Annotated in this window: 14 protein-coding genes and 1 tRNA gene; 8 read left to right on the top strand and 7 right to left on the bottom strand. The window is 68.3% G+C overall.

All coding sequences use genetic code 11. The features are described 5' to 3' along the window. Positions 1–15: 15 nt before the first annotated feature. Both ABTZ59_RS27660 and ABTZ59_RS27655 read right to left on the bottom strand, forming a co-directional pair. The gene (locus ABTZ59_RS27660) at positions 16–828 is read right to left on the bottom strand and encodes a thioesterase II family protein (RefSeq protein ID WP_351418838.1); all 813 of its coding nucleotides are present in this window, start codon (positions 826–828) and stop codon (positions 16–18) included. A gap of 305 nt (positions 829–1,133) precedes the next feature. Then, positions 1,134–2,426: a glycosyltransferase gene (locus tag ABTZ59_RS27655; protein ID WP_351418836.1), complete on the bottom strand. Its 1,293-nt coding sequence runs from the start codon at positions 2,424–2,426 to the stop codon at positions 1,134–1,136. Positions 2,427–2,973: 547 nt separating this feature from the next. On the opposite strand from ABTZ59_RS27655, the gene ABTZ59_RS27650 reads away from it, so the two are divergent. From ABTZ59_RS27650 to argH, 4 genes are read left to right on the top strand one after another with little or no spacing between them, the layout of a single operon-like run. Then, entirely contained in the window at positions 2,974–3,876 is a 903-nt protein-coding gene (locus ABTZ59_RS27650) for a GHMP family kinase ATP-binding protein (protein WP_351418832.1), read from the top strand. A gap of 8 nt (positions 3,877–3,884) precedes the next feature. Beyond that, positions 3,885–4,949: a PLP-dependent cysteine synthase family protein gene (locus ABTZ59_RS27645; protein WP_351418830.1), complete on the top strand. Its 1,065-nt coding sequence runs from the start codon at positions 3,885–3,887 to the stop codon at positions 4,947–4,949. Further along, positions 4,946–6,199: an ATP-grasp domain-containing protein gene (locus ABTZ59_RS27640; RefSeq protein ID WP_351418827.1), complete on the top strand. Its 1,254-nt coding sequence runs from the start codon at positions 4,946–4,948 to the stop codon at positions 6,197–6,199. Before ABTZ59_RS27645 ends, ABTZ59_RS27640 begins: the two co-directional genes overlap by 4 nt. After that, positions 6,199–7,749: an argininosuccinate lyase gene (gene argH / locus ABTZ59_RS27635; RefSeq protein WP_351418825.1), complete on the top strand. Its 1,551-nt coding sequence runs from the start codon at positions 6,199–6,201 to the stop codon at positions 7,747–7,749. The genes ABTZ59_RS27640 and argH overlap by 1 nt, the downstream gene beginning before the upstream one ends. A 116-nt stretch (positions 7,750–7,865) precedes the next feature. On the opposite strand, the gene ABTZ59_RS27630 is transcribed toward argH, so the two are convergent. The 4 genes from ABTZ59_RS27630 to sucC form a co-directional block, all read right to left on the bottom strand. Next, a tRNA-Leu gene (locus ABTZ59_RS27630) sits at positions 7,866–7,950 on the bottom strand. A 244-nt stretch (positions 7,951–8,194) separates the two neighbouring features. Next, entirely contained in the window at positions 8,195–9,751 is a 1,557-nt protein-coding gene (locus tag ABTZ59_RS27625; protein ID WP_351418821.1) for an aldehyde dehydrogenase family protein, read from the bottom strand. 93 nt (positions 9,752–9,844) lie between these two features. After that, positions 9,845–10,780: a succinate--CoA ligase subunit alpha gene (sucD, locus tag ABTZ59_RS27620; RefSeq protein ID WP_351418819.1), complete on the bottom strand. Its 936-nt coding sequence runs from the start codon at positions 10,778–10,780 to the stop codon at positions 9,845–9,847. Between the two features lie 53 nt (positions 10,781–10,833). Then, positions 10,834–11,967, bottom strand: coding sequence for an ADP-forming succinate--CoA ligase subunit beta (gene sucC, locus ABTZ59_RS27615; protein WP_351418816.1), 1,134 nt, complete (start codon positions 11,965–11,967; stop codon positions 10,834–10,836). Between the two features lie 227 nt (positions 11,968–12,194). Between sucC and frc the strand changes: the two genes are divergently transcribed. The 4 genes from frc (at position 12,195) to ABTZ59_RS27595 (ending at position 18,630) form a co-directional block, all read left to right on the top strand. Beyond that, positions 12,195–13,460: a formyl-CoA transferase gene (gene frc / locus ABTZ59_RS27610; protein WP_351418813.1), complete on the top strand. Its 1,266-nt coding sequence runs from the start codon at positions 12,195–12,197 to the stop codon at positions 13,458–13,460. 8 nt (positions 13,461–13,468) lie between these two features. After that, positions 13,469–15,601, top strand: a complete 2,133-nt coding sequence (locus ABTZ59_RS27605) for an acetate--CoA ligase family protein (RefSeq protein WP_351418880.1) — start codon at positions 13,469–13,471, stop codon at positions 15,599–15,601. 240 nt (positions 15,602–15,841) lie between these two features. Further along, positions 15,842–17,230, top strand: a complete 1,389-nt coding sequence (locus tag ABTZ59_RS27600) for an OFA family MFS transporter (RefSeq protein ID WP_351418810.1) — start codon at positions 15,842–15,844, stop codon at positions 17,228–17,230. Beyond that, complete coding sequence (locus ABTZ59_RS27595) at positions 17,230–18,630, top strand: OFA family MFS transporter (RefSeq protein ID WP_351418807.1); 1,401 nt, start codon at positions 17,230–17,232, stop codon at positions 18,628–18,630. Before ABTZ59_RS27600 ends, ABTZ59_RS27595 begins: the two co-directional genes overlap by 1 nt. A gap of 101 nt (positions 18,631–18,731) precedes the next feature. Here the strand turns inward: ABTZ59_RS27595 and ABTZ59_RS27590 are convergent, their stop codons facing one another. Then, a complete protein-coding gene (locus tag ABTZ59_RS27590) occupies positions 18,732–19,781 on the bottom strand; it encodes a sugar phosphate isomerase/epimerase family protein (RefSeq protein ID WP_351418804.1) in 1,050 nt (349 codons plus the stop codon).

Below are 19,781 nucleotides of genomic sequence, written 5' to 3'. Positions count from 1 at the left end.
TGCCGATCCGCTTGCTCAGCTATCGGCATGCTGACCGGTGTGTGAATACGTCGCGCTACTACCTGCCATCCGGTGGATGGCGCGGTTCACCTGGTGGGCGAATTCTTGCGCTTGTTCCAGCAGGTAGAAGTGACCGCCCGAGAAGGTGTGGCTGGTGAAGGTCCCCGTTGTGGCGTCCCGCCACTCGGCCACCCTATTCCAGGGAACGCCCTCATCGTCAACACCGGCAAACGCGGTTATAGGTACGGAGATCTTGCGAAGGGGTTGCGGTGAGTAATCCCGCACGAGGCGGAAATCCGCACGGACTGCGGGCAGCACCAGTTCGCGTAATCCGGGCTGGAGAACCGGATCGGTGTACGTGCCTCCGGTCCTGCGCAGTTCGACGATCAGCTCTTCGTCGCTCTCTCCGGGCCATTCGCGTTCCGGAGGCAGGTGGGGCGGAATCTGGGCGGACACGATGAGTCCGGCCGGTCTGCGGGCGAATGACATCTCAAGGTGTCGTGCTACTTCGAACGCAACCCAGGCGCCCATGCTGTGCCCGAAGAGGACGAGGGCGGAATCGTCGTCGAGCTGCGGTTGCAGGGCCTGGACCACTTGGGGTACCAGGTCTTCCATGCGGGACACGCACGGCTCGGATATCCGGTCCTGTCGGCCTGGATACTGGACGGAGAGCAGATCTGTTCCGTCGGGGAGCCAGGAGGCCCAGGAATTGCAGAAGGAGGCGGCGCCGCCGGCGTGCGGCAGGCAGAGGAGACGTATCCGTGCGTCACGACATCGCCGGGTGCGCCGGATCCACCTCGCTCCGGCGGTGGGATGGTCAGAGGGCACCCTCGCCTCCGCGCCCGTCGTGCGGGCTCCCCTGTCCGTCGGGAACGCGTGCCGCGTCCCCGCAACTATCTGCGCCTAACGCCGCGAAACACGACATGACGACACCCACACAGCGTCGTACCATGCCACACACCCCCGTGTGAGTCAGCATATGTGATGTTGCAGATGTGAACAGACAGTGATCATAGGTGAGTTGAGGACCGAAAGCAATGAAGATCGACCTGTGAATCCCGGGACACACCGCGAGGTTGCCGCATGGCTCCGACGCCGGCCGGCCTACGGCCACCCGGGCGTTCCGGGGCCTGTCAGGTCCTCCTCCCCGACCTCGTCCGCCGGACGTGCTCAAGGACGCGCACAGCGTCTTCGAGAGGGCTTTCCGCACTCAGCTTCTCGGCGAGCCGCTTGGCGTTCCGTGTGAGGGCAAGGTCGGTCGTCATCGTGAGGATGCCCGAGCGGAGCGTTTCGGCCGTCAGTTCACGGAACATCACGGGCGCCGTCGACACGCCGAGCCCGTGGACGTGGTCCGCCCACATCCGCTGTTCGTTGTGGAACGGACAGGCCATCTGCGGGATGCCCGCCGCCAGGGCGGCGTTGTAGGTCCCGGTGCCCCCGGCGTGCACGGCCGCGCGGACCCGGGGGAAGAGCCAGTCGTAGGGGACGTCCTCGACCACCATGACGTTCTCGGGCGGGTCGACCACCCGAATTCCGCCCCAGCCGCCCACGACGACCGCCCGCTCACCGGCGGCGCTCACCGCCTCGACGACCAGTTCGCCGGTCGCCTCAGGATCGCCGCCGAACATGCTGCCGAAGCCTATGGAGATGGGCGTACGGCCCTGCTCCAGGAAGCGCACCAGTTCGGCGGGCGGCTGCCAGTCCGGGCGGCGGGGCAGCGTCCAGAACCCGGTGGTGTGCACCCACTCGGGCCAGTCGGCGGCAGGCTTCAGGACGTGCGGGCTGAAGCAGTGGAGCACGGGGGTCGGGTTGCCGTGGACATCGGTCCGGAAGTCCGTGTAACCGTCCCGGGGCGCCAGCCCGAGGACGTCCGTGCGCCACTGCCCCACCCAGTCCGACAGCGGTGGTGCGAGGGGCCTGTTGACGCGGGCGTGGTCCTCCATGTTCGTAGCCGTCGGCCGCAGGCCGGGACCCGGTGAGTACTCCCGGGAGGCGACGTGGTGCGGGTAGAGGGAGGCGAGGACGTGCGGGACCCCGAGCCGCTCAGCGATCTGGTGCGTCACCTGCCGGGAGGACGGCGAATAGACGATGAGGTCGGCCCCGCCCGAAGCCGCGTCCCACATTTCCCGCATCATCAGGGGGAACACCCGCGGGAAGAGCGCCATGGTGGACTCCCGCAGCCGGCGCTGCACCTGTGGGTCGTCGTTGTTCAGGTACAGCCCGCGGACCTCGGGGCTCGACTGGAGCCGGACCAGTTCGTCGTTGAGCGCAATGAACGGAACATCGAACTCCGCGGCGAAGTCCCCGTAGAGACGCGGCCCGACGAGCGTGGCGGCGTGTCCTGCCCGGTTGAGTGCGTGCGCCAGGGCCAGGTACGGCTGCACGTCGCCACGGCTGCCGTCCGTCACATAGACCAGAACCTTCAATTCCGTTCCTTCCTCGGGACCAGACCGGGTGCCGCTCTGACACGGAGCGCTGCCGAGGGCATCGACGCGGCTCGCAACCGGCGAACGCACGCGGTGGAGGGGGCGGCGGGCGCGCCGCGCATCAGTGTGCTGTGGCCGTGCCCCGCTCGGGGATCGTCCCGGCCGTGCCTCGGGCGGGATCGTGTAGACCATACAGGCAGCACACCACCGGACCGCACCCCACATCTCAACTCCAGCTCCCCCAAAGCCTTTTGTAGCGTTCCGGACGAGCCCCGGCACTGCCGGGCCCTGGAGGCGTATGCGTGTGATTTCCGCTTCGATTGTGTCCTTGATCACTTGCAAAATGCCCCGGCCGCAGGTCAAATCAAGGGGTTACGGTGCGATCGGCCACGGGGGCATCCGAGGATGCGGGCCATTCCCGCCGCAGGCATCGCCGTGTCCCGGCACTCGTTCCCCTGCTACTCCGCCTGCTGAGCGCCCTCGTCCGGAGCGGCTCCGAGCATGGTTGTGACAACCCGTCGAAGTAGCGAAGGAAGCCAGGGAACAGGTGGATCAGAGCAGAAGGCGGATGGGTGAGTCGTCGGCCCCGATACACCACGGCGAGGTGCTCCAGGGGATGTTCCGCGACCGGGGCACGGCGCGGCGCGGCCTCGTCACACTGCCCTGCCCCCTGTACTGCGTGCGTGCGCGCTTCGCGTCGGACGGCATGGCCGACGTCACCGTCTCTCCCGGCTGGCGCACCAAGGCTCGCACGGCCGCGCGCCTGGCCCTGTCCGCCTACGGCCTGCCCCCGGGCGGGCACCTGGAGATATCCAGCGATGTGCCGCTCGGGCGCGGGTTCGGATCGTCCACGAGTGACGTCCTCGCGGCGATCGGAGCGGTCCAGGACAGGTACGCGCTGCGCCTGACCTCGGCGGAGAAGGCACGGCTCGCGGTGCGCGCCGAGATAGCGTCCGACTCGATGATGTTCGAGTCGACGGCCGTGCTCTTCGCCCAGCGGGAGGGCGAGGTCATCGAGGACTTCGGGCATCCCCTTCCGGCGATGTTCGTCCTCGGCTTCGGATCCAGGCCGGCACAGGGGGGCCGCGGAGTCGATACCCTTTCCCTGCCGCCCGCCCGCTACACCGATGACGACGTCCTGGAGTTCGCGGAGCTGCGCGCCATGCTCCGCGAGGCCGTACTCGCCAAGGATGTCGCCCTGCTCGGCCACGTGGCCACTGCCAGCACTCGGCTCAATCAGCGGCACCTCCCGGTCCCGCAGCTGGACCGTATCCTCAACATCGTTCAGGAGGCCCGGGCCCTGGGCCTCCAGATCTCGCACAGCGGGGATGTCGCCGGGCTGCTCTTCGACCGCGACGACCCCGCGCTCACCGTCCGCTCCACACACGCCGAGGAGTTACTGCGCGACATCGGCATCGTCGAGTCATGGAAGTTCGCGACGAACGGATGAATGAGTTCATGACTATCCATCAATCGACCGTCTATCCCTCGGTGATCGAGGCGGTCGAACTACCCAAGGTCATCCATATCGGCGGCAACCTTTACGCCGCCGCGTTCACCCTGATGAAGCTCCTGCCCGCCCGCCACATCATCGACAGGGCCATCGCCGCCGGAGACATCACACCGGGCACGCCGGTCATCGAAACGTCCTCCGGCACCTTCGCCCTCGGACTCGCCCTGGTCTGCCGGCAGCGGGGCCTCCCGCTCACCATCGTCGGTGACCACTCCATCGACGACGACCTGCGCAACCGCCTGGAAATGCTCGGAGCCGAGGTGGAACTCGTCGAGGACCACGGGCAGCCCGGCGGTATTCAGGGGGCCCGGCTGGCCCGGGTGGAGGAGCTGCGCCGGGCCAGGCCGGAAAGCTTCGTGCCGCGGCAGTACACCAACCCCGAGAACCCGGCCGCCTACGCCTCGGTGGGCCGGCTTGTGTCCCGCACTTTGGGAACCGTCGACTCCCTCGTCGGGCCCGTCGGTTCGGGGGGGTCCACGTGCGGCATCGCCTCGACCCTGCGCGCGGACACACCGACGCTGCGCCTCATCGGCGTTGACACGCACGGCTCGGTCATCTTCAAGGCACCGGAGGGCCCTCGGCTGCTGCGAGGTCTGGGCAGCAGCATCGTCCCGGGGAACGTCGTGCACACCGCGTACGACGAGGTCCACTGGGTAGGGCCGGGCGAGGTCTTCCACGCCACCCGCGAACTCTACCGCCGCCACGGCCTGTTCATGGGTCCGACGAGCGGTGCCGCGTTTCTCGTGGCCTCGTGGTGGGCAGAGCGCAATCGCGACTCCACGGTCCTGGCTGTACTCCCGGACGAGGGGTACCGCTACCAGTCCACCGTCTACAACGACGCATGGCTGCGCGGCCAGAACGTGCCCGTGCGGCCCGCCGACGGCCCCCGCCTCGTGGAGAGGCCGGGAGAGGGCGACGGGAGCTGGTCCAGACTCCTGTGGAACCGCCGCTCGTACGACGACGTCGCGGGCGTCTCAACCGACCGCCAGACACAGGAGAGTTCCACGTGACCCAGCCCGTGCTCCTACTCGTCGAAAGCAACACGACGGGAACCGGACGCCAGTTCGCCCAGCAGGCGAGGACGCTGGGCATCCAGCCGGTCCTGCTCTGCACAGACCCCGGACGCTACCCGTACGTGGCCGAAGACGCCGTGCGCACCCTCGTCGTCGACACGTCGGACGACGCCGCCGTCCTCGTCGCCGCCCGACGTCTACAGGAGCAGGCTCCGATAGCCGGGGTCACGTCCAGCTCCGAGCACTATGTGGCTACGGCCGCCGCCACCGCACACGCCCTCGGCCTGCCCGGCCCGGACGTCGACGCCGTACGGGAATGCCGCGACAAGGCACGACAACGACAGCGGCTGCGGGAGGCGGACGTGAGCGTCCCGCGCCACGAGCGGGTGCACAGCGCCGACGAGGCACAGGCCGCCGCGTATCGCATCGGGTACCCCGTCGTGCTGAAGCCCGTCCAGGGTTCCGGCAGTCTCGGCGTGCGGCTGTGCGCGGACGCCGAAGAGGTGTCGGTCCACGCGGCCGCCCTGACATCCGCCGCCGTGAACGAGCGCGGCGTGGCCGTGCCCCGGGACGTCCTCGTCGAGGAGTACGTGCGCGGCGTCGAGTACTCCGTGGAAGTGTTCGGACACACGGCCGTGGTCGTCGTCGCGAAGCACCTGGGCCCGCTGCCGGACTTCGTCGAGCTGGGTCACGACGTTCCGGCCCCGATACCGGAAGACACCGCGGCACTGCTTCGGAACCAGGCCGTACGCGCGGTGAAGGCACTCGGACTCGGCTGGGGAGCCGCACACGTCGAGCTGCGCATGGACGGCGACGACGTCCGCGTCGTCGAAGTCAATCCGCGGCTGGCCGGCGGCATGATCCCGGAGCTGGTCCGTCACGCCCTCGGCATCGACCTGGTGGCCTGTCAGATCGGGGCCGCCGTCGGTGCTCCCTCGGCCCACACCCCGTCGGCGGCGGGCAAAGCCGCCGCGATCCGGTTTCTCACCTCCGACCGTCCGGGCTTCATCGCCGACCCCACCCGGACAGAGCGGGCCCTTGAGACGGCCCGTTCGGCAACCCACACCGAGACCGCCGTGCTGTACCGCGCTCCCGACGATCCGATCGAACCCGCCCGCGACTTCCGGGGCCGGCTCGGACACGTCATCGCCTCCGCCGCCGACGGGGCCCTTGCCGGGGCATCCGCCGACGAAGCACTGCGCGAACTGGCCGGCGCGCTCCGCCCGGCGCCCCAGGGGGCACAGTGATGGGCTCCGAACGCACCACGGACGCAGCGGCCGAGGCGGCGACGCGACCCGGTGTGGACACCGGAAGGCTGAGCACCGGACTGAACGACGAGGCCCACGCGATCGTCTACGACCAGTACCTCTCCGGCGGCGACGTGGCGGACGGACTCGGCGAGGAGCTCCGTCTCATCAGCGAGGTCGACCGCGCCCACCTGGTGATGCTCACCGAGCGTGGGATCGTCCAGCCGGCCCACGCGTCCGCTCTGCTGCGGGCCATCGACGACCTGCGCCGCACCGACTTCGCAGCGGTACGAGCCAGGCCCATGCCCCGGGGTATCTACCTCGCGTACGAGGGCCTGCTGACCGAGCGGCTCGGCGAGGGGATCGGCGGTGTGATGCACACGGGCCGCTCCCGGAACGACCTCAACGCGACGACGGCCCGACTGCGGGGCCGTCGGCACTTCCTGCGCCTGGTGGACGCCACCGAGGCGTTCGCGAGGACCCTTCTGGACAAGGCTGAGGAGCACAGGGCCGTCGTCATGCCCGCGTACACCCACGGGCAGCCCGCGGTCCCCATCACCTACGGGCACTACCTGGCCGGCGTGGCCTGTTCCGTGCTCCGCGCGCTCGAAGACCTGCTCCACGCCGGGCGGGAGCTCGACGTCAACCCACTTGGCGCCGGAGCCGTGGGCGGCACGTCCGTGCCCATCGACCCGGAGCGCACGAGCGTCCTCCTCGGGTTCGCGGGCCCGGCCCGCAACTCGGTCGATGCCGTTGCCTCCCGGGACTTCGCCCTCAGGCTGCTGGCCGCGGCCTCGGGGCTGGGTGTCACCGTCGCACGTGTCGCCCGGGACCTCTCGGCCTGGACCTCCGAAGAGGCCGGCCTCGTCCACCTCGCGGACGACCTGGTGGGCTCCAGCTCGATGATGCCGCAGAAGCGGAACCCGTTCCTCCTGGAGCACGTCCAGGGCCGGGCGACTGCGAGCCTCGGCGCGTTCACGGCGGCGGCCTCCTCGATGGCCACCGCCTCCTACACCAACGCCATCGCCGTGGGCACGGAGGCACTGCGGCACACATGGCCCGGGCTGGGGAACGCGACGGACGCCGTGACCCTGCTGCGGCTCGTCGTGCACGGCGCCGAACCGGATGCGGAGCGCATGCTGCGGCGCGCCGTCGAAGGCTTCACTCCCGCCACCTATCTGGCCGAGCGACTGGTCGCGACGGGGATGCCGTTCCGCAGTGCGCACCACCTGGTGGGCAAGACGGTGGTGCACGCCCTGGACACGTCCCGGTCCTTCGCCGAGGCCGCCCGTGACGTTCCGGAGATCACCCGGCTCGCGACCCACCCCGGCGCGCCTGAATCCACCAGAGAGGTGGACGACTGGCTGCACCCGGCGGCTGTCGCGCGGGCCTGCGCATACGGCGGGGGGCCCGGCGGCGACTCGACAGCTCGCGCCGTGGCCGGACTCCACGCCGATCTGGAGAAGGCGCGGGCCGGATCCGATGAACGCCGGACCCGCTGGGCCGCCGGCGCGGCCGCGCTCGATGAGGCAGTGGGGAGACTGGTGTGACCACTCCCGGGGACGGCCCCGTCCTACGCGGCCGTGGGCATCACTACCAGTTACGACATGTAACGAGGACCGTGACCGTTGGGTCAAGGCCCTCGCTACCGTATCGTCAACAATTGTGTCCGAGGGGGGACTTGAACCCCCACGCCCGATAAAGGGCACTAGCACCTCAAGCTAGCGCGTCTGCCATTCCGCCACCCGGACGAGTGGTCGAACCGCAGCGTGTGGCCGCGGCGACAGAGACAACGATACCAGGGGTTCGAGGTGGCTCTCACCCGTATATCCGGTGGTCAGGGGTCCATGGCGGTCGCGCTTCGATGTGCCGAACACCTCGCGCGGGGTGGTCGATACAGTGCGTCGCGCTCCCGCCACAGAGCGTCGTCGCGGGGAGTGGAGGGGTGCCGAGCGCTCCCTCCGGGGGGATGGGGAGCGCTCGGCACCGCAGGGGTTATGGCATCAGGTGGTAGCCCGGGAAGTTGCCCGGCGGGCGCTCTCCCGGCGGGCCGTCCGTCACCGCTCGTACGAGGAGTTCACCGCCGACGAACGCGCCGCGCCAGGAGTGGCCGAAGCCGCCGAACAGTTCGTCCCGGTCCCCGCGGGAGCGGGGTTTGCCGTGGCCGGTCTTGAAGGCGCGGATCTGCGGGGAGAGCCGGGCGTAGGTGGCCGGGTCGTCGGTGGAGAGGGTCGCGACGAGGGCGCCGTTGGAGGCGTTCATCGCGGCCAGTAGTTCCGCCTCCGTATCGACCAGGACGATGGTGTCGACCGGGCCGAAGGGTTCCGCGTGGTGCAGCGGGGAGGACGGGGGCGGGTTGAGCAGGGTGACGGGCGGGAGATAGGCGCTGGTGTCCTGGCCGGGCAGGAACAGTCCCTCTTCCAGCGCTCCCTGGTGCAGTGGGACGGCGCCGCGGCTGATCGCCTCGGACACCTGGTCGTTCAGTTCCTTGGCCTTGGCCGCGTTGATGAGCGGTCCGAAGTCCAGTTCCGGCAGCGGGTCGCCGGGCCGCTCGACCGCGAGGGGATGGCCCAGGCGGATGGAGCGTACGGCGGGGAGATAGGCGGCCAGGAAGTCGGCGAAGAGCGAGCGCTGGACCACGAAGCGTGGATACGCGGTGCAGCGCTGCTTGCCGTAGTCGAAGAGTTTGGGGATGACCGCGGTCAGTGAGGACCAGTCGCTGAAGTTCCAGATACCCCAGGTGTTCAGGCCCTCCTGTTCGAGGATATGCCGTTTGCCCAGGTCAGCGACTGCTGTGGCGATTCTGGCGCCGGTGTCGCGGCCTCCGACGAAGGAGACACAGCCGATCTCGGGCGCGCGCACGAGCGCCTCGGAGAGTTCGCCGCCGCTGCCGCTGACCAGGGTGAGGGGGACGCCCTCACGGGCGGCGAGCGCGCAGGCCAGGGTCAGACAGGCCACTCCCCCGTCGGTCGGCGCCTTGGCGATCACCGCGTTGCCGGCCAGCGCCTGCACCAGCATCGCGTGGATCAGGACGGACATCGGATAGTTCCAGCTGGCGATGTTGGAGACGGGGCCCGCAAGCGGGGTCCGGTCCGCCAGCATCGGTTCGATGCCGTCCACGTACCAGCGCACGCCGTCGATCGCCCGGTCGACATCGGCCTGGGCGAGCCGCCATGGCTTGCCGATCTCCCAGACGAGCAGGAGGGCGAGCAGTTCACGGTGTTCGGTGAGCGCGTCGAGCGTGGCCGTGACGCGTGCCGCGCGCTCGGACAGTGGGACATCGCGCCAGGCGCGGTGCGCGTCCAGGCAGGCGCGCACGGCCCGCTGGGCGGTTTCGGAGTCAAGCCGGGGCGGGCCGGCGATGGGACTGCCGTCGACCGGGCTGGTCGCGGGCACGGCGCGGCCGTCGGACTTCCAGGACGCGGCCCAGAGGTTACGCACACGGTCTTCCTGGAACGCCTCGGGTGCCACCGTGAGGCAGCGGTCCCATGCGTCCGACCAGGCTGTGCCCGGCTTGAGTATCAGTGGGGAAGTGGTGAGGGTGGGTGCCATTGAGGGTCTCCGCTCTAGCGTGGCGGGAGTTGCATGGCTCGGCTCTCGTCCGTAGTGAATCGTGATCCGGATGGGGGGAGGCACACACTCCCTTCAATTATGGGCGACGTCACGTGACGTCGCGAGGCGGTCGAGTACCAGCCGCGCGGTCTCCGAGGGGGTTGAGCCGACCCGCACGCCGACCGCCTCCAGGGCCTTCTTCTTCGCCTCCGCGGTACCGGAGGAGCCGGAGACGATCGCGCCGGCGTGTCCCATCGTCTTGCCTTCCGGCGCGGTGAATCCGGCGATGTAACCGATGACCGGCTTGGTGACACGCTCGGCGATGTACGCCGCGGCGCGTTCCTCCGCGTCGCCGCCGATCTCCCCGATGAGAACGATCAGTTCTGTGTCGGGGTCGTCCTCGAAGGCGGCGAGGCAGTCGATATGGGTGGTGCCCACGACGGGATCGCCGCCGATGCCGACGGCCGAGGAGAAGCCGGTCTCCCGCAGCTCGTACATGAGCTGGTAGGTCAGGGTGCCGGATTTGGAGACGAGTCCGATCCGGCCGGGCTTGGCGGCGATGTCCGCCGGGATGATGCCCGCGTTGGACTGCCCGGGGCTGATCAGTCCCGGACAGTTGGGGCCGACGATCCGGGTGCCCCGCTTCTTGGCGTACGCCTGGAAGGCGACGGCGTCATGGACGGGGATGCCCTCGGTGATCACGACCGCGAGCCCGATCCGCGCGTCCGCGGCCTCGATGACCGCGGCCTTGGCGAACGGTGGCGGTACGAAGACGACGGTGACGTCCGCGCCCGTCGCCGCCATGCCCTCGCTCACCGAGCCGAAGACGGGTACGGCACGGGGGGTACCTCCCCGGCCCTCGGGGCCGTGGGGGACGTCGAATTCGACGGTACGGCCCGCCTTGCGCGGGTTCACACCGCCGACGATGTCGGTCCCGGCGGCGAGCATCCGCCGGGTGTGTTTCATGCCCTCGCCGCCGGTCATGCCCTGGACGAGGACCTTGCTCTCCTTGGTCAGGAAGATCGCCATGGTCTGTCGCTCTCCTTATGCCGCGTGTCCCGCGTATCCCACATGTCCGATCGCTATCCGACGTTCGTCAGGACGGCGGCCTGCCGGGCCGCTCCGTCCATGGTGTTGACCTGCTCCACGAGTGGATGCGCGCGGTCCGCGAGGATCACTCGGCCGCGGGCCGCGTTGTTGCCGTCGAGGCGCACCACGAGCGGCTTGGTCAACCGCACCGATTCCAGGGCCTGGACGATGCCCTCGGCGACGGCGTCGCAAGCCGTGATGCCGCCGAAGACGTTGACGAACACGGACTTGACCGCCGGGTCGGAGAGGATGACCGTCAGGCCGTCCGCCATCACCTGGGCGGACGCCCCTCCCCCGATGTCGAGGAAGTTGGCGGGGCGGGCGCCGCAGCCGGCGACCACATCGAGGGTGGACATGACGAGGCCCGCGCCGTTGCCGATGATGCCGACCTCGCCGTCGAGCTTGACGTAGTTGAGCCCCTTGGCCGCCGCCAGGGCTTCCAGCGGGTCACCGTGCTCCTCGCTCTCACGGTCACCCCAACGCTCTTGGCGGAAGCGCGCGTTGTCGTCAAGGGTTATTTTTCCGTCGAGGGCGAGAATCAGCCCTTCTTCGGTACGGACCAATGGGTTGACTTCGACCAGAAGGGCATCCTCCCGGACCAGCACACGCCAGAGCGCCTGGAGTACGGGGACGGTCTCGGGGGGTAGTTGAGCCGCCCTCGCGATCTCCGCCGCCTTCGCTTCCGTGACCCCTTCCGCGGGGTCGACGGGGATCCTCGCCACCGCCTCCGGGCGGCTCGCCGCGAGCTCTTCGATGTCCATGCCGCCCTCGGCGGAGGCGATCGCGAGGAAGGTGCCCGCGGCCCGGTCGAGGACGTAGGAGACATAGAACTCCGATGCGATACGCACTGGTTGAGCCAGCATCACCTTCCTGACGGTGTGGCCCTTGATACTCGTGCCGAACATCTGACGTGCGGTCAATTCCGCTGCGGCCGGGTCGATCGCGAGCTTCACCCCGCCCGCCTTGCCCCGGCCTCCGGTCTTCACCTGCGCCTTGACGACCACCCGGCCACCGAGCCGTTCGGCGGCGAATCGGGCCTCTCTCGCCAGCTCCACCACTTCGGCCTCAGGCACCGCGATGCCATGGTCCGTGAAGAGTTCCCTCGCTTGGTGCTCGTACAGATCCATGCCGGCTCCCTTTTTGACGAAAGTGCCGCACGCCCCCTGGACACCATCCGCAGGATGCGGGATAACAAGCTTCATACAGTATTCGTCGACTGTATGCAATGTACCGCGAGGGCGAGAGCCCTCCCGTATGCGAAGGGACAGGGGCCTCCTCATGCCGGACAGAAGCGAGCGAAACACACGCCCCCGTACCCACGGACCACACCAGGTACAAGTAGAGGAGTCCCTCCATGACTCAGGCACTTGAGACCCCCAGGACGACCGCGTCGGGCAAGGCACTCTCCGGTGTACGGGTACTGGACATGACGCATGTTCAGTCCGGCCCCTCCGCGACCCAGTTGCTCGGCTGGCTCGGCGCGGACGTGCTGAAGCTGGAGGCTCCGACCGGCGACATCACGCGCAAGCAGCTGCGCGACATCCCCGATGTCGACTCGCTGTACTTCACGATGCTCAACTGCAACAAGCGGTCCATCACCCTCAACACCAAGACCGAGCGCGGCAAGGAGATCCTCACCGAGCTGATCCGGCGCTCCGATGTCATGGTGGAGAACTTCGGCCCGGGCGCCGTGGACCGCATGGGTTTCACCTGGGAGCGCATCCAGGAGATCAACCCGCGGATCGTCTACGCCTCCATCAAGGGCTTCGGCGAGGGCCCGTACACCAACTTCAAGGCGTACGAGGTCGTCGCGCAGGCCATGGGCGGCTCGATGACCACCACCGGCTTCGAGGACGGGCCCCCGCTCGCCACCGGCGCGCAGATAGGCGACTCGGGCACCGGCATCCACGCTGTCGCCGGCATACTCGCCGCGCTCTTCCAGCGTGAGCACACCGGTCGCGGCCAGCGCGTCAATGTCGCGATGCAGCACGCCGTCCTCAACCTCTGCCGGGTCAAGCTCCGCGACCAGCAGCGGCTGGCGCACGGGCCGCTCGCCGAGTACCCCAACGACGACTTCGGCGACGACGTACCGCGCAGCGGCAACGCGAGCGGCGGCGGACAGCCCGGATGGGCCGTCAGATGCGCGCCGGGCGGCCCCAACGACTATGTGTATGTGATCATCCAGCCGGTCGGCTGGCGGCCGGTCACCGAGCTGATGGGGCGGCCCGAGCTGGCCGACGACCCCGACTGGGCGACCCCGGAGGCCCGGCTGCCCAAGCTCGGCAAGATGTTCCAGCTCATCGAGGAGTGGACGAGCACGCTCCCCAAGTGGGAGGTGCTGGAGAAGCTCAACGGGCACAACATCCCGTGCGGCCCGATCCTCTCCACCAAGGAGATCATCGAGGACGACTCCCTGGCGGCCAACGAGATGGTCGTCGAGGTCCCGCATCCTCAGCGCGGCACGTTCACCACCGTCGGCAGCCCGCTGAAGCTCTCCGACTCTCCTGTTGACGTGGTCACCTCACCTCTGCTCGGTGAGCACAACGAGGAGGTGTACGTCGGCGAGCTCGGTCTCGACGACGAGGAACTGCGACTGCTCAAAACGAACGGAGTCATCTAGCGGTGGACATCACTGAGGAGCGTCAGAAGGCCGTACGCGCTGTCCTGGACGCCGCACTGGCCGAGGGACGTACGGCCCTGACCGCGCCCGAGGGCAAGAGCGTCACCGACGCGTACGCCATCCCCACCCCCGCGGAGGGCCTCGCCGAGTGCGCCGACGAGGCGGTGGCCCTCGCCGACCGGATCGGATTCCCGGTCGCGCTGAAGATCGTCTCGCCGCAGATCACGCACAAGACGGAGGCGGGCGGCGTCATGACGGGCCTGCGCTCGACCGCGGAGGTGCGCGGGGCGTTCACCGGGATCGTCACCAACGCGCGGGCGTACGACCCGCAGGCGCGGATCCTCGGCGTACAGGTGCAGCAGATGGTCCCGGCGGGCACCGAGGTGCTCGTCGGTACGGTCACCGACCCGACCTTCGGCCCGATCGTGGCCTTCGGTCTCGGCGGTGTCCTGGTGGAGGTCCTCAAGGACGTCACCTTCCGGCTCGCGCCGGCGTCCAGGGACGACGCGCTGTCGATGCTCGACGGGATCCGCGCGGCGGAGGTTCTGCGCGGGGTGCGCGGCGGCGCGGCCGTCGACCGGGACGCGCTCGCCGATCTGGTGGTGAAGGTGTCGCGGCTCGCGGCCGACTTCCCGGAGATCGCCGAGATCGATCTCAATCCGGTGTTCGCCTCGGCGAGCGGGGTGACGGCCGCTGACGTGCGTATCCTGCTGGCCTCCGAGAAGCCGGTCAGGCGCCGTACGTACACCCGCGAGGAGATCCTCGTCTCGATGCGGCGGCTGATGAAGCCCGCCTCGGTGACGGTGATCGGGGCCTCGGGCGAGCCGGGCAAGATCGGCAACTCGGTCATGCGGAACCTGATCGACGGGGGCTTTCCGGGAGAGATCCATCCGGTGAACCCCAAGGCCGATGACATACTCGGCCGTAAGGCGTACAAGAGCGTGATGGACGTCCCGGGCCAGCCCGATGTGGCGGTCTTCGCGATTCCCGCGGCCCTCGTCCCCTCGGCCCTCGAAGAGGTCGGCCGCCGGGGCATCCCGAACGCCGTGCTGATCCCCTCCGGTTTCGCCGAGACCGGCGAGCACGAACTCCAGGCGCGGATCGTGGAGATCGGCGAGGAGTACGGCGTACGGCTGCTGGGACCGAACATCTACGGCTACTACTCCACCTGGCAGGACCTCTGCGCCACCTTCTGCACCCCGTACGACGTGCGCGGCGGCGTGGCGCTGACCTCGCAGTCCGGTGGCATCGGGATGGCGATCCTCGGCTTCGCCAGGAGCACGGGAACGGGTGTCTCGGCGATCGTCGGCCTCGGCAACAAGTCGGACCTCGACGAGGACGATCTGCTGACCTGGTTCGGCGAGGACCCGAACACCGAGTGTGTCGCCATGCATCTGGAGGACCTGAAGGACGGCCGCGCCTTTGTGGCGGCGGCGCGCGCGACCGTACCGAAGAAACCGGTCGTGGTCCTCAAGGCCGGGCGTACGGCGGCCGGCGCCAGAGCGGCGGGCTCGCACACCGGCGCGCTCGCGGGTGACGACGCGGTCTACGACGATGTGCTGCGGCAGGCGGGCGTCATCCGGGCGCCGGGCCTCAACGAGATGCTGGAGTACGCGCGGGCACTGCCCGTGCTCCCCACGCCGCTGGGCGACAATGTCGTCATCATCACCGGCGCGGGCGGCTCGGGCGTACTGCTCTCCGACGCCGTCGTCGACAACGGCATGTCGCTGATGGAGATCCCGCCGGACCTCGACACATCGTTTCGCGCGTTCATCCCTCCCTTCGGCGCGGCGGGCAACCCGGTGGACATCACCGGGGGCGAGCCGCCGGCCACGTACGAGGCGACGATCAGGCTCGGCCTTGAGGACCCGCGGATCCACGCGCTGGTGCTGGGCTACTGGCACACGATCGTCACTCCGCCCATGGCCTTCGCCGAACTGACGGCCCGGGTGGTCGCGGAGTTCCGGGCGAAGGGCATCCGGAAACCGGTGGTGGCGTCCCTCGCGGGCGACATCGAGGTGGAGGAGGCCTGTCAGTACCTCTTCGAGCGCGGAGTGGTGGCCTATCCGTACACCACCGAGAAGCCGGTCGCGGCGCTCGGCGCGAAGTACGCGTGGGCGCGGGCGGCGGGGCTGTTGTGACACATCCACCGGACTTCCACCGGCCGGTCCGGGGGTCGCACCCCGGACAGGACACCGCCGTGTGGACGCGAGCGACGGGGCTGCTGACCGTCACTCGGAGGCAATACCTGACACACCATCAAATAGACGTGGTGTTAAGCCCGTTGGGAGGAAGTCGATGACCTGACCAAGTCGGGTGGCACGAAAGTTCGGACAGGGGGCGCTGGCCAGTTCTTTCGATGCAAGGGGTGTCTACACCGCATGACTACCACTCAGCTCTCCAGCACCGTTCCCTTCAAGGAGGTGACGGATGCCAACGGCCGTGTGTTCCGGATCGGTGAGTCCGACCGGGACATCATGGGCCGTGCGCGATGGACGATGGTGCTCTTCCCGTGGATCGGGATGATGGGCATCAGTTCGTCGGAGTACGCGTTCACCTCGGCGGAGGACACTCTGCACGAGGCCCATCTATGGAGCAGCGGGCACATATTCTGGCTGATGGGCGTCTGGATATTCTTCCAGGCGGCCGTGGCCTTCCCCGCGGGGCAGCTCCGTGAGAGCGGCAAGCTGCCCGCCCGGTACGCCATGATGCTCGGCGCGCTGGGTACGCTCCTCGGCTATCTCTCACTTGCCTACGCGCCGCATGTGATCGTGGCGTACATCGGCTTCGGTATGTTCAGCGGCATCGGCGCGGGTCTGGTCTATGCCACTTGTGTGAATATGGTCGGCAAGTGGTATCCGGAGCGCAAGGGAGGCAAGACCGGCCTCGTCAACGGCGGTTTCGCCTACGGCTCGGTGCCCTTCGTCTTCCTCTTCACCTCGTACATGGACCTGAGCAACTACCAGACGGTTCTGGTGATTGTCGGTGTCATCTGCTGTGCAGTGGTCGCGGTCTCCGGCTGGTTCTTCAAGGACCCGCCGAAGTACTGGTGGCCCGCCGAGGTCGACCCGCTGAAGACGTCGGACGACCCGAGGATCCGGCGTGCGCTGGAGAAGAACCCGCCGGCGGTCAAGCAGTACACACCGAAGGAAGCGGCACGTACCCCCGTGCTGTGGATGATGTGGTTCTGTCTGCTCTGCACGGCCGGCATCAATATCTTCGGAATCGCGTTCCAGGTGCCCTTCGGCAAGGACATGGGGTTCGCGGGCGGGATCGTGGCCACCGCGATGTCGCTCAAGGCGATCGTGAACGGCACGGGCCGCGGTGTCATCGGCTGGATCTCCGACCGGTACGGACGCCGTAACACCCTGATCTTCGTCTGTCTGGTCCTGGGCAGCGCGCAGTTCGGTGTGCTCGTCTCCGGGTCCATGGGCAGCATGCCGTTCTTCCTCTTCTGCTCGATGGTCTCCGGCTTCGGTGGCGGCGCGATCTTCCCGCTGTTCGCCGCGATGACGGCGGACTACTTCGGAGAGAACAACAACGCGTCCAACTACGGCATGGTCTACAGCTCCAAGCTCATCTCCGGCCTGGTCGGTTCGGGTATGGGTGCCGTCGTGGTGGCCGCCTGGGACTACGAGGGCGCGTTCATCATCGCCGGAAGCATCGGACTCGCCTCAGCGGTACTCGCCTTGTTCCTCAAGGCGCCAGGAAGGCCGAACAGCAAGAAAATCGAACCAAACCCGAACCCGATTGGCCGTGAAATCGCTTAATGTCAGCAGAACCTCTTTCCGGTAGGTCCGCGTCGGCTACGGCCGGCGCGGGCTACCGCGAAATCACAGATGATCGTGGCCGCGTCTACCGCATCGGCGAGACCGACCGACACATACTCGGACACTCCCGTAAGTTCATGGTGTACCTGCCATGGGCGGCCATGATGGCCATCAGCGTCTTCGAGTACGCCTTCGGCTCGGCCGAGAGTGTCCTCTCCGCGGCGCACGGCTGGTCCCAGAGCAACACCTTCTGGATCCTCAGCATCTGGGTGTTCTTCCAGGCGGGTGTCGCCTTCCCGGCAGGCTGGCTGCGGGAGAAGGGGATTCTGACAGCGCGCGCCGCCACACTCATCGGCGCCGCTCTCTCCTTCGTGGGCTTCCTGTCCATCTCGCACGTCAACAACGTGTCGGCCGCGGTCCTCGGATTCGGCCTGCTCGGCGGTGTCGGATCGGGTCTCGTCTACGCCACCTGCATCAATATGGTGGGCAAGTGGTTCCCGGAACGCCGTGGTGGAAAGACGGGATTCGTCAACGGCGGATTCGCCTATGGCGCGGTGCCGTTCATCTTCATCTTCAACTACGCGTTCAACCTCGGCAACTACCGGACGGTGCTGGACCTGATCGGGGTCTATGTCCTGGTCATCGTCGCCGTCTGCGCCCTGTTCTTCAGGGATCCCCCGCAGAACTGGTGGCCGGCGGACATCGACCCGCTGAAGATCGCGGCGAACAGCAGGAACGCGAAGACCCTGGCCAAGAACCCTCCGGCGGCGAAGCAGTACCGGCCCATGGAGGCCATCAGGACGGGGATGCTCCCGCTGATCTGGGTGCTGCTGGTGATCACCGCCGGTGTGTCCATCTTCGGTATCTCCTTCCAGGTGCCGTTCGCCAAGGACGTCGGGTTCGGACCGCTCGTCGCCGCCTCGTCGGCCGGTGTGCTGTCCGTCGTCAACGGCGTCGGGCGAGGAGTTGTCGGCTGGCTGTCGGACCTCTGGGGCCGCAAGAGCACACTGATCTTCGTGATCACGGTGCTGGGACTGGCGCAGTTCGGCGTCCTGTGGGCGGGGAACACGCGGAACGAGATCCTGTTCCTGGTGTTCGCCTTCATCTCCGGCTTCGGCGGCGGGGCGTTCTTCCCGCTGTTCGCGGCGCTCACACCGGACTACTTCGGTGAGAACTACAACGCCACCAACTACGGTCTCGCCTACAGCGGCAAGCTGATCAGCGGGCTGTTCGGCGGCGGGCTCGGAGCGATGGCGGTCCACTCCTGGGGCTACAACGGCGCGTATATCCTCGCCGGTGGTCTGTCCCTGGTAGCGGCGGCCATGGCCATGCTGTTGCGCAATCCCGGTCAGCCGCGGGACAACAGCGCTCCCCCCGTGCCACAGCCGGCCGGCGGGTGACCGTTCGCGAACAAGCGGCCCTCTTCGCGGCTCCTTTCGAGCCGCCAAGAGGGCCGTCGTCGTGTGGTCTCACCACTGGGCCGTCACACTGACATCACGCGCTACCGGCGTTCGCGCAGGGAGTGCAGATGCGCGGACGACTTCTTGGCGAAGAGGATGGAGTCCACCGGCTGGTCGTGCTCCACCTGCCAGTGGTGGTCACGGCGTCCGCCGCGGGTCTTGTTCACCGCCGATATGAAGCGCTGGTAGTCGATGTCACCGTCACCGACGTCCACCATGCGGTAGCCGTCGCGGGCGGCGATGTCCTCGACGCCGTCCTTCACATGGAAGAGCGGGTAACGGTGCGGCTGCTTGAGCACATAGCGCAGCGGGTCGAAGGGCGCGGGCTTGCCCTCCGGGGTCTTGCTGAAGCGGAACTGCCCCGCGAACGCCCAGTAGATGTCCATCTCCAGATAGACCAGGCTGGGGTCGGTCTCGGCCAGCAGAACGTCGTAGAGCCGGACGTTGGGCTGGTCGGTGGCGAAGGAGAACTCCTCCGCGTGGTTGTGCTGGTAGAACTTCATGCCACGCCGCTTGGCCGCGGCGCCATAGGCGTTGAAGTCCGCGGCGGCCCGCTTCCAGCCGTCCACGGTCGATCCGTAACGCCAGGGGCCCGACGCCGTACCGATGTGGTCAAGACCCAGTTCCTGGGCGTCGTCCAGGACCTTGGTGAGGTTCTGGGCGAAGCTGTAGGCGTTGGGGTTGTTGTCGTCGTAATAGTTGACATGGCTGCCGATGCCCTTGAGGCCATGGTCCCTGGCCAGCCGCTTGAGCTGGGGCAGGGTGATCGCGCCCGCGGATCCCTGGGTGTATCCGGCGAACTCGACCTCGTCGTAGCCGAAGCGCTCCAGCTCCTCGAACACCTTCGCGAAGCCGATCGTGGAGACCTTGTCACGCAGTGAGTAGAGCTGGATGCCGAGCCGGCCGGGGGGCAGGACGGGCTGGCCATGTCCATGGCCGTGACCATGACCCTGCCCGAGGCCCTGGGCGGCGGCGGGGGTCGCCGAGGCGCCGAGGACGGCGGCGGCGGTCGCGCCCGCGGCGACGCCGAGCATATTGCGTCTGCTCAGCTTCTGGGCGAGCTCTGGGTCGGCTGACTTCTTGCGGCTCAT

The sequence above is a fragment of the Streptomyces sp. NPDC094034 genome, from assembly GCF_040303865.1.
Taxonomy (GTDB): domain Bacteria; phylum Actinomycetota; class Actinomycetes; order Streptomycetales; family Streptomycetaceae; genus Streptomyces.
Note: the sequence above shows the minus strand (reverse complement) of the source record. Positions and strands in the feature narration are given on the sequence as shown.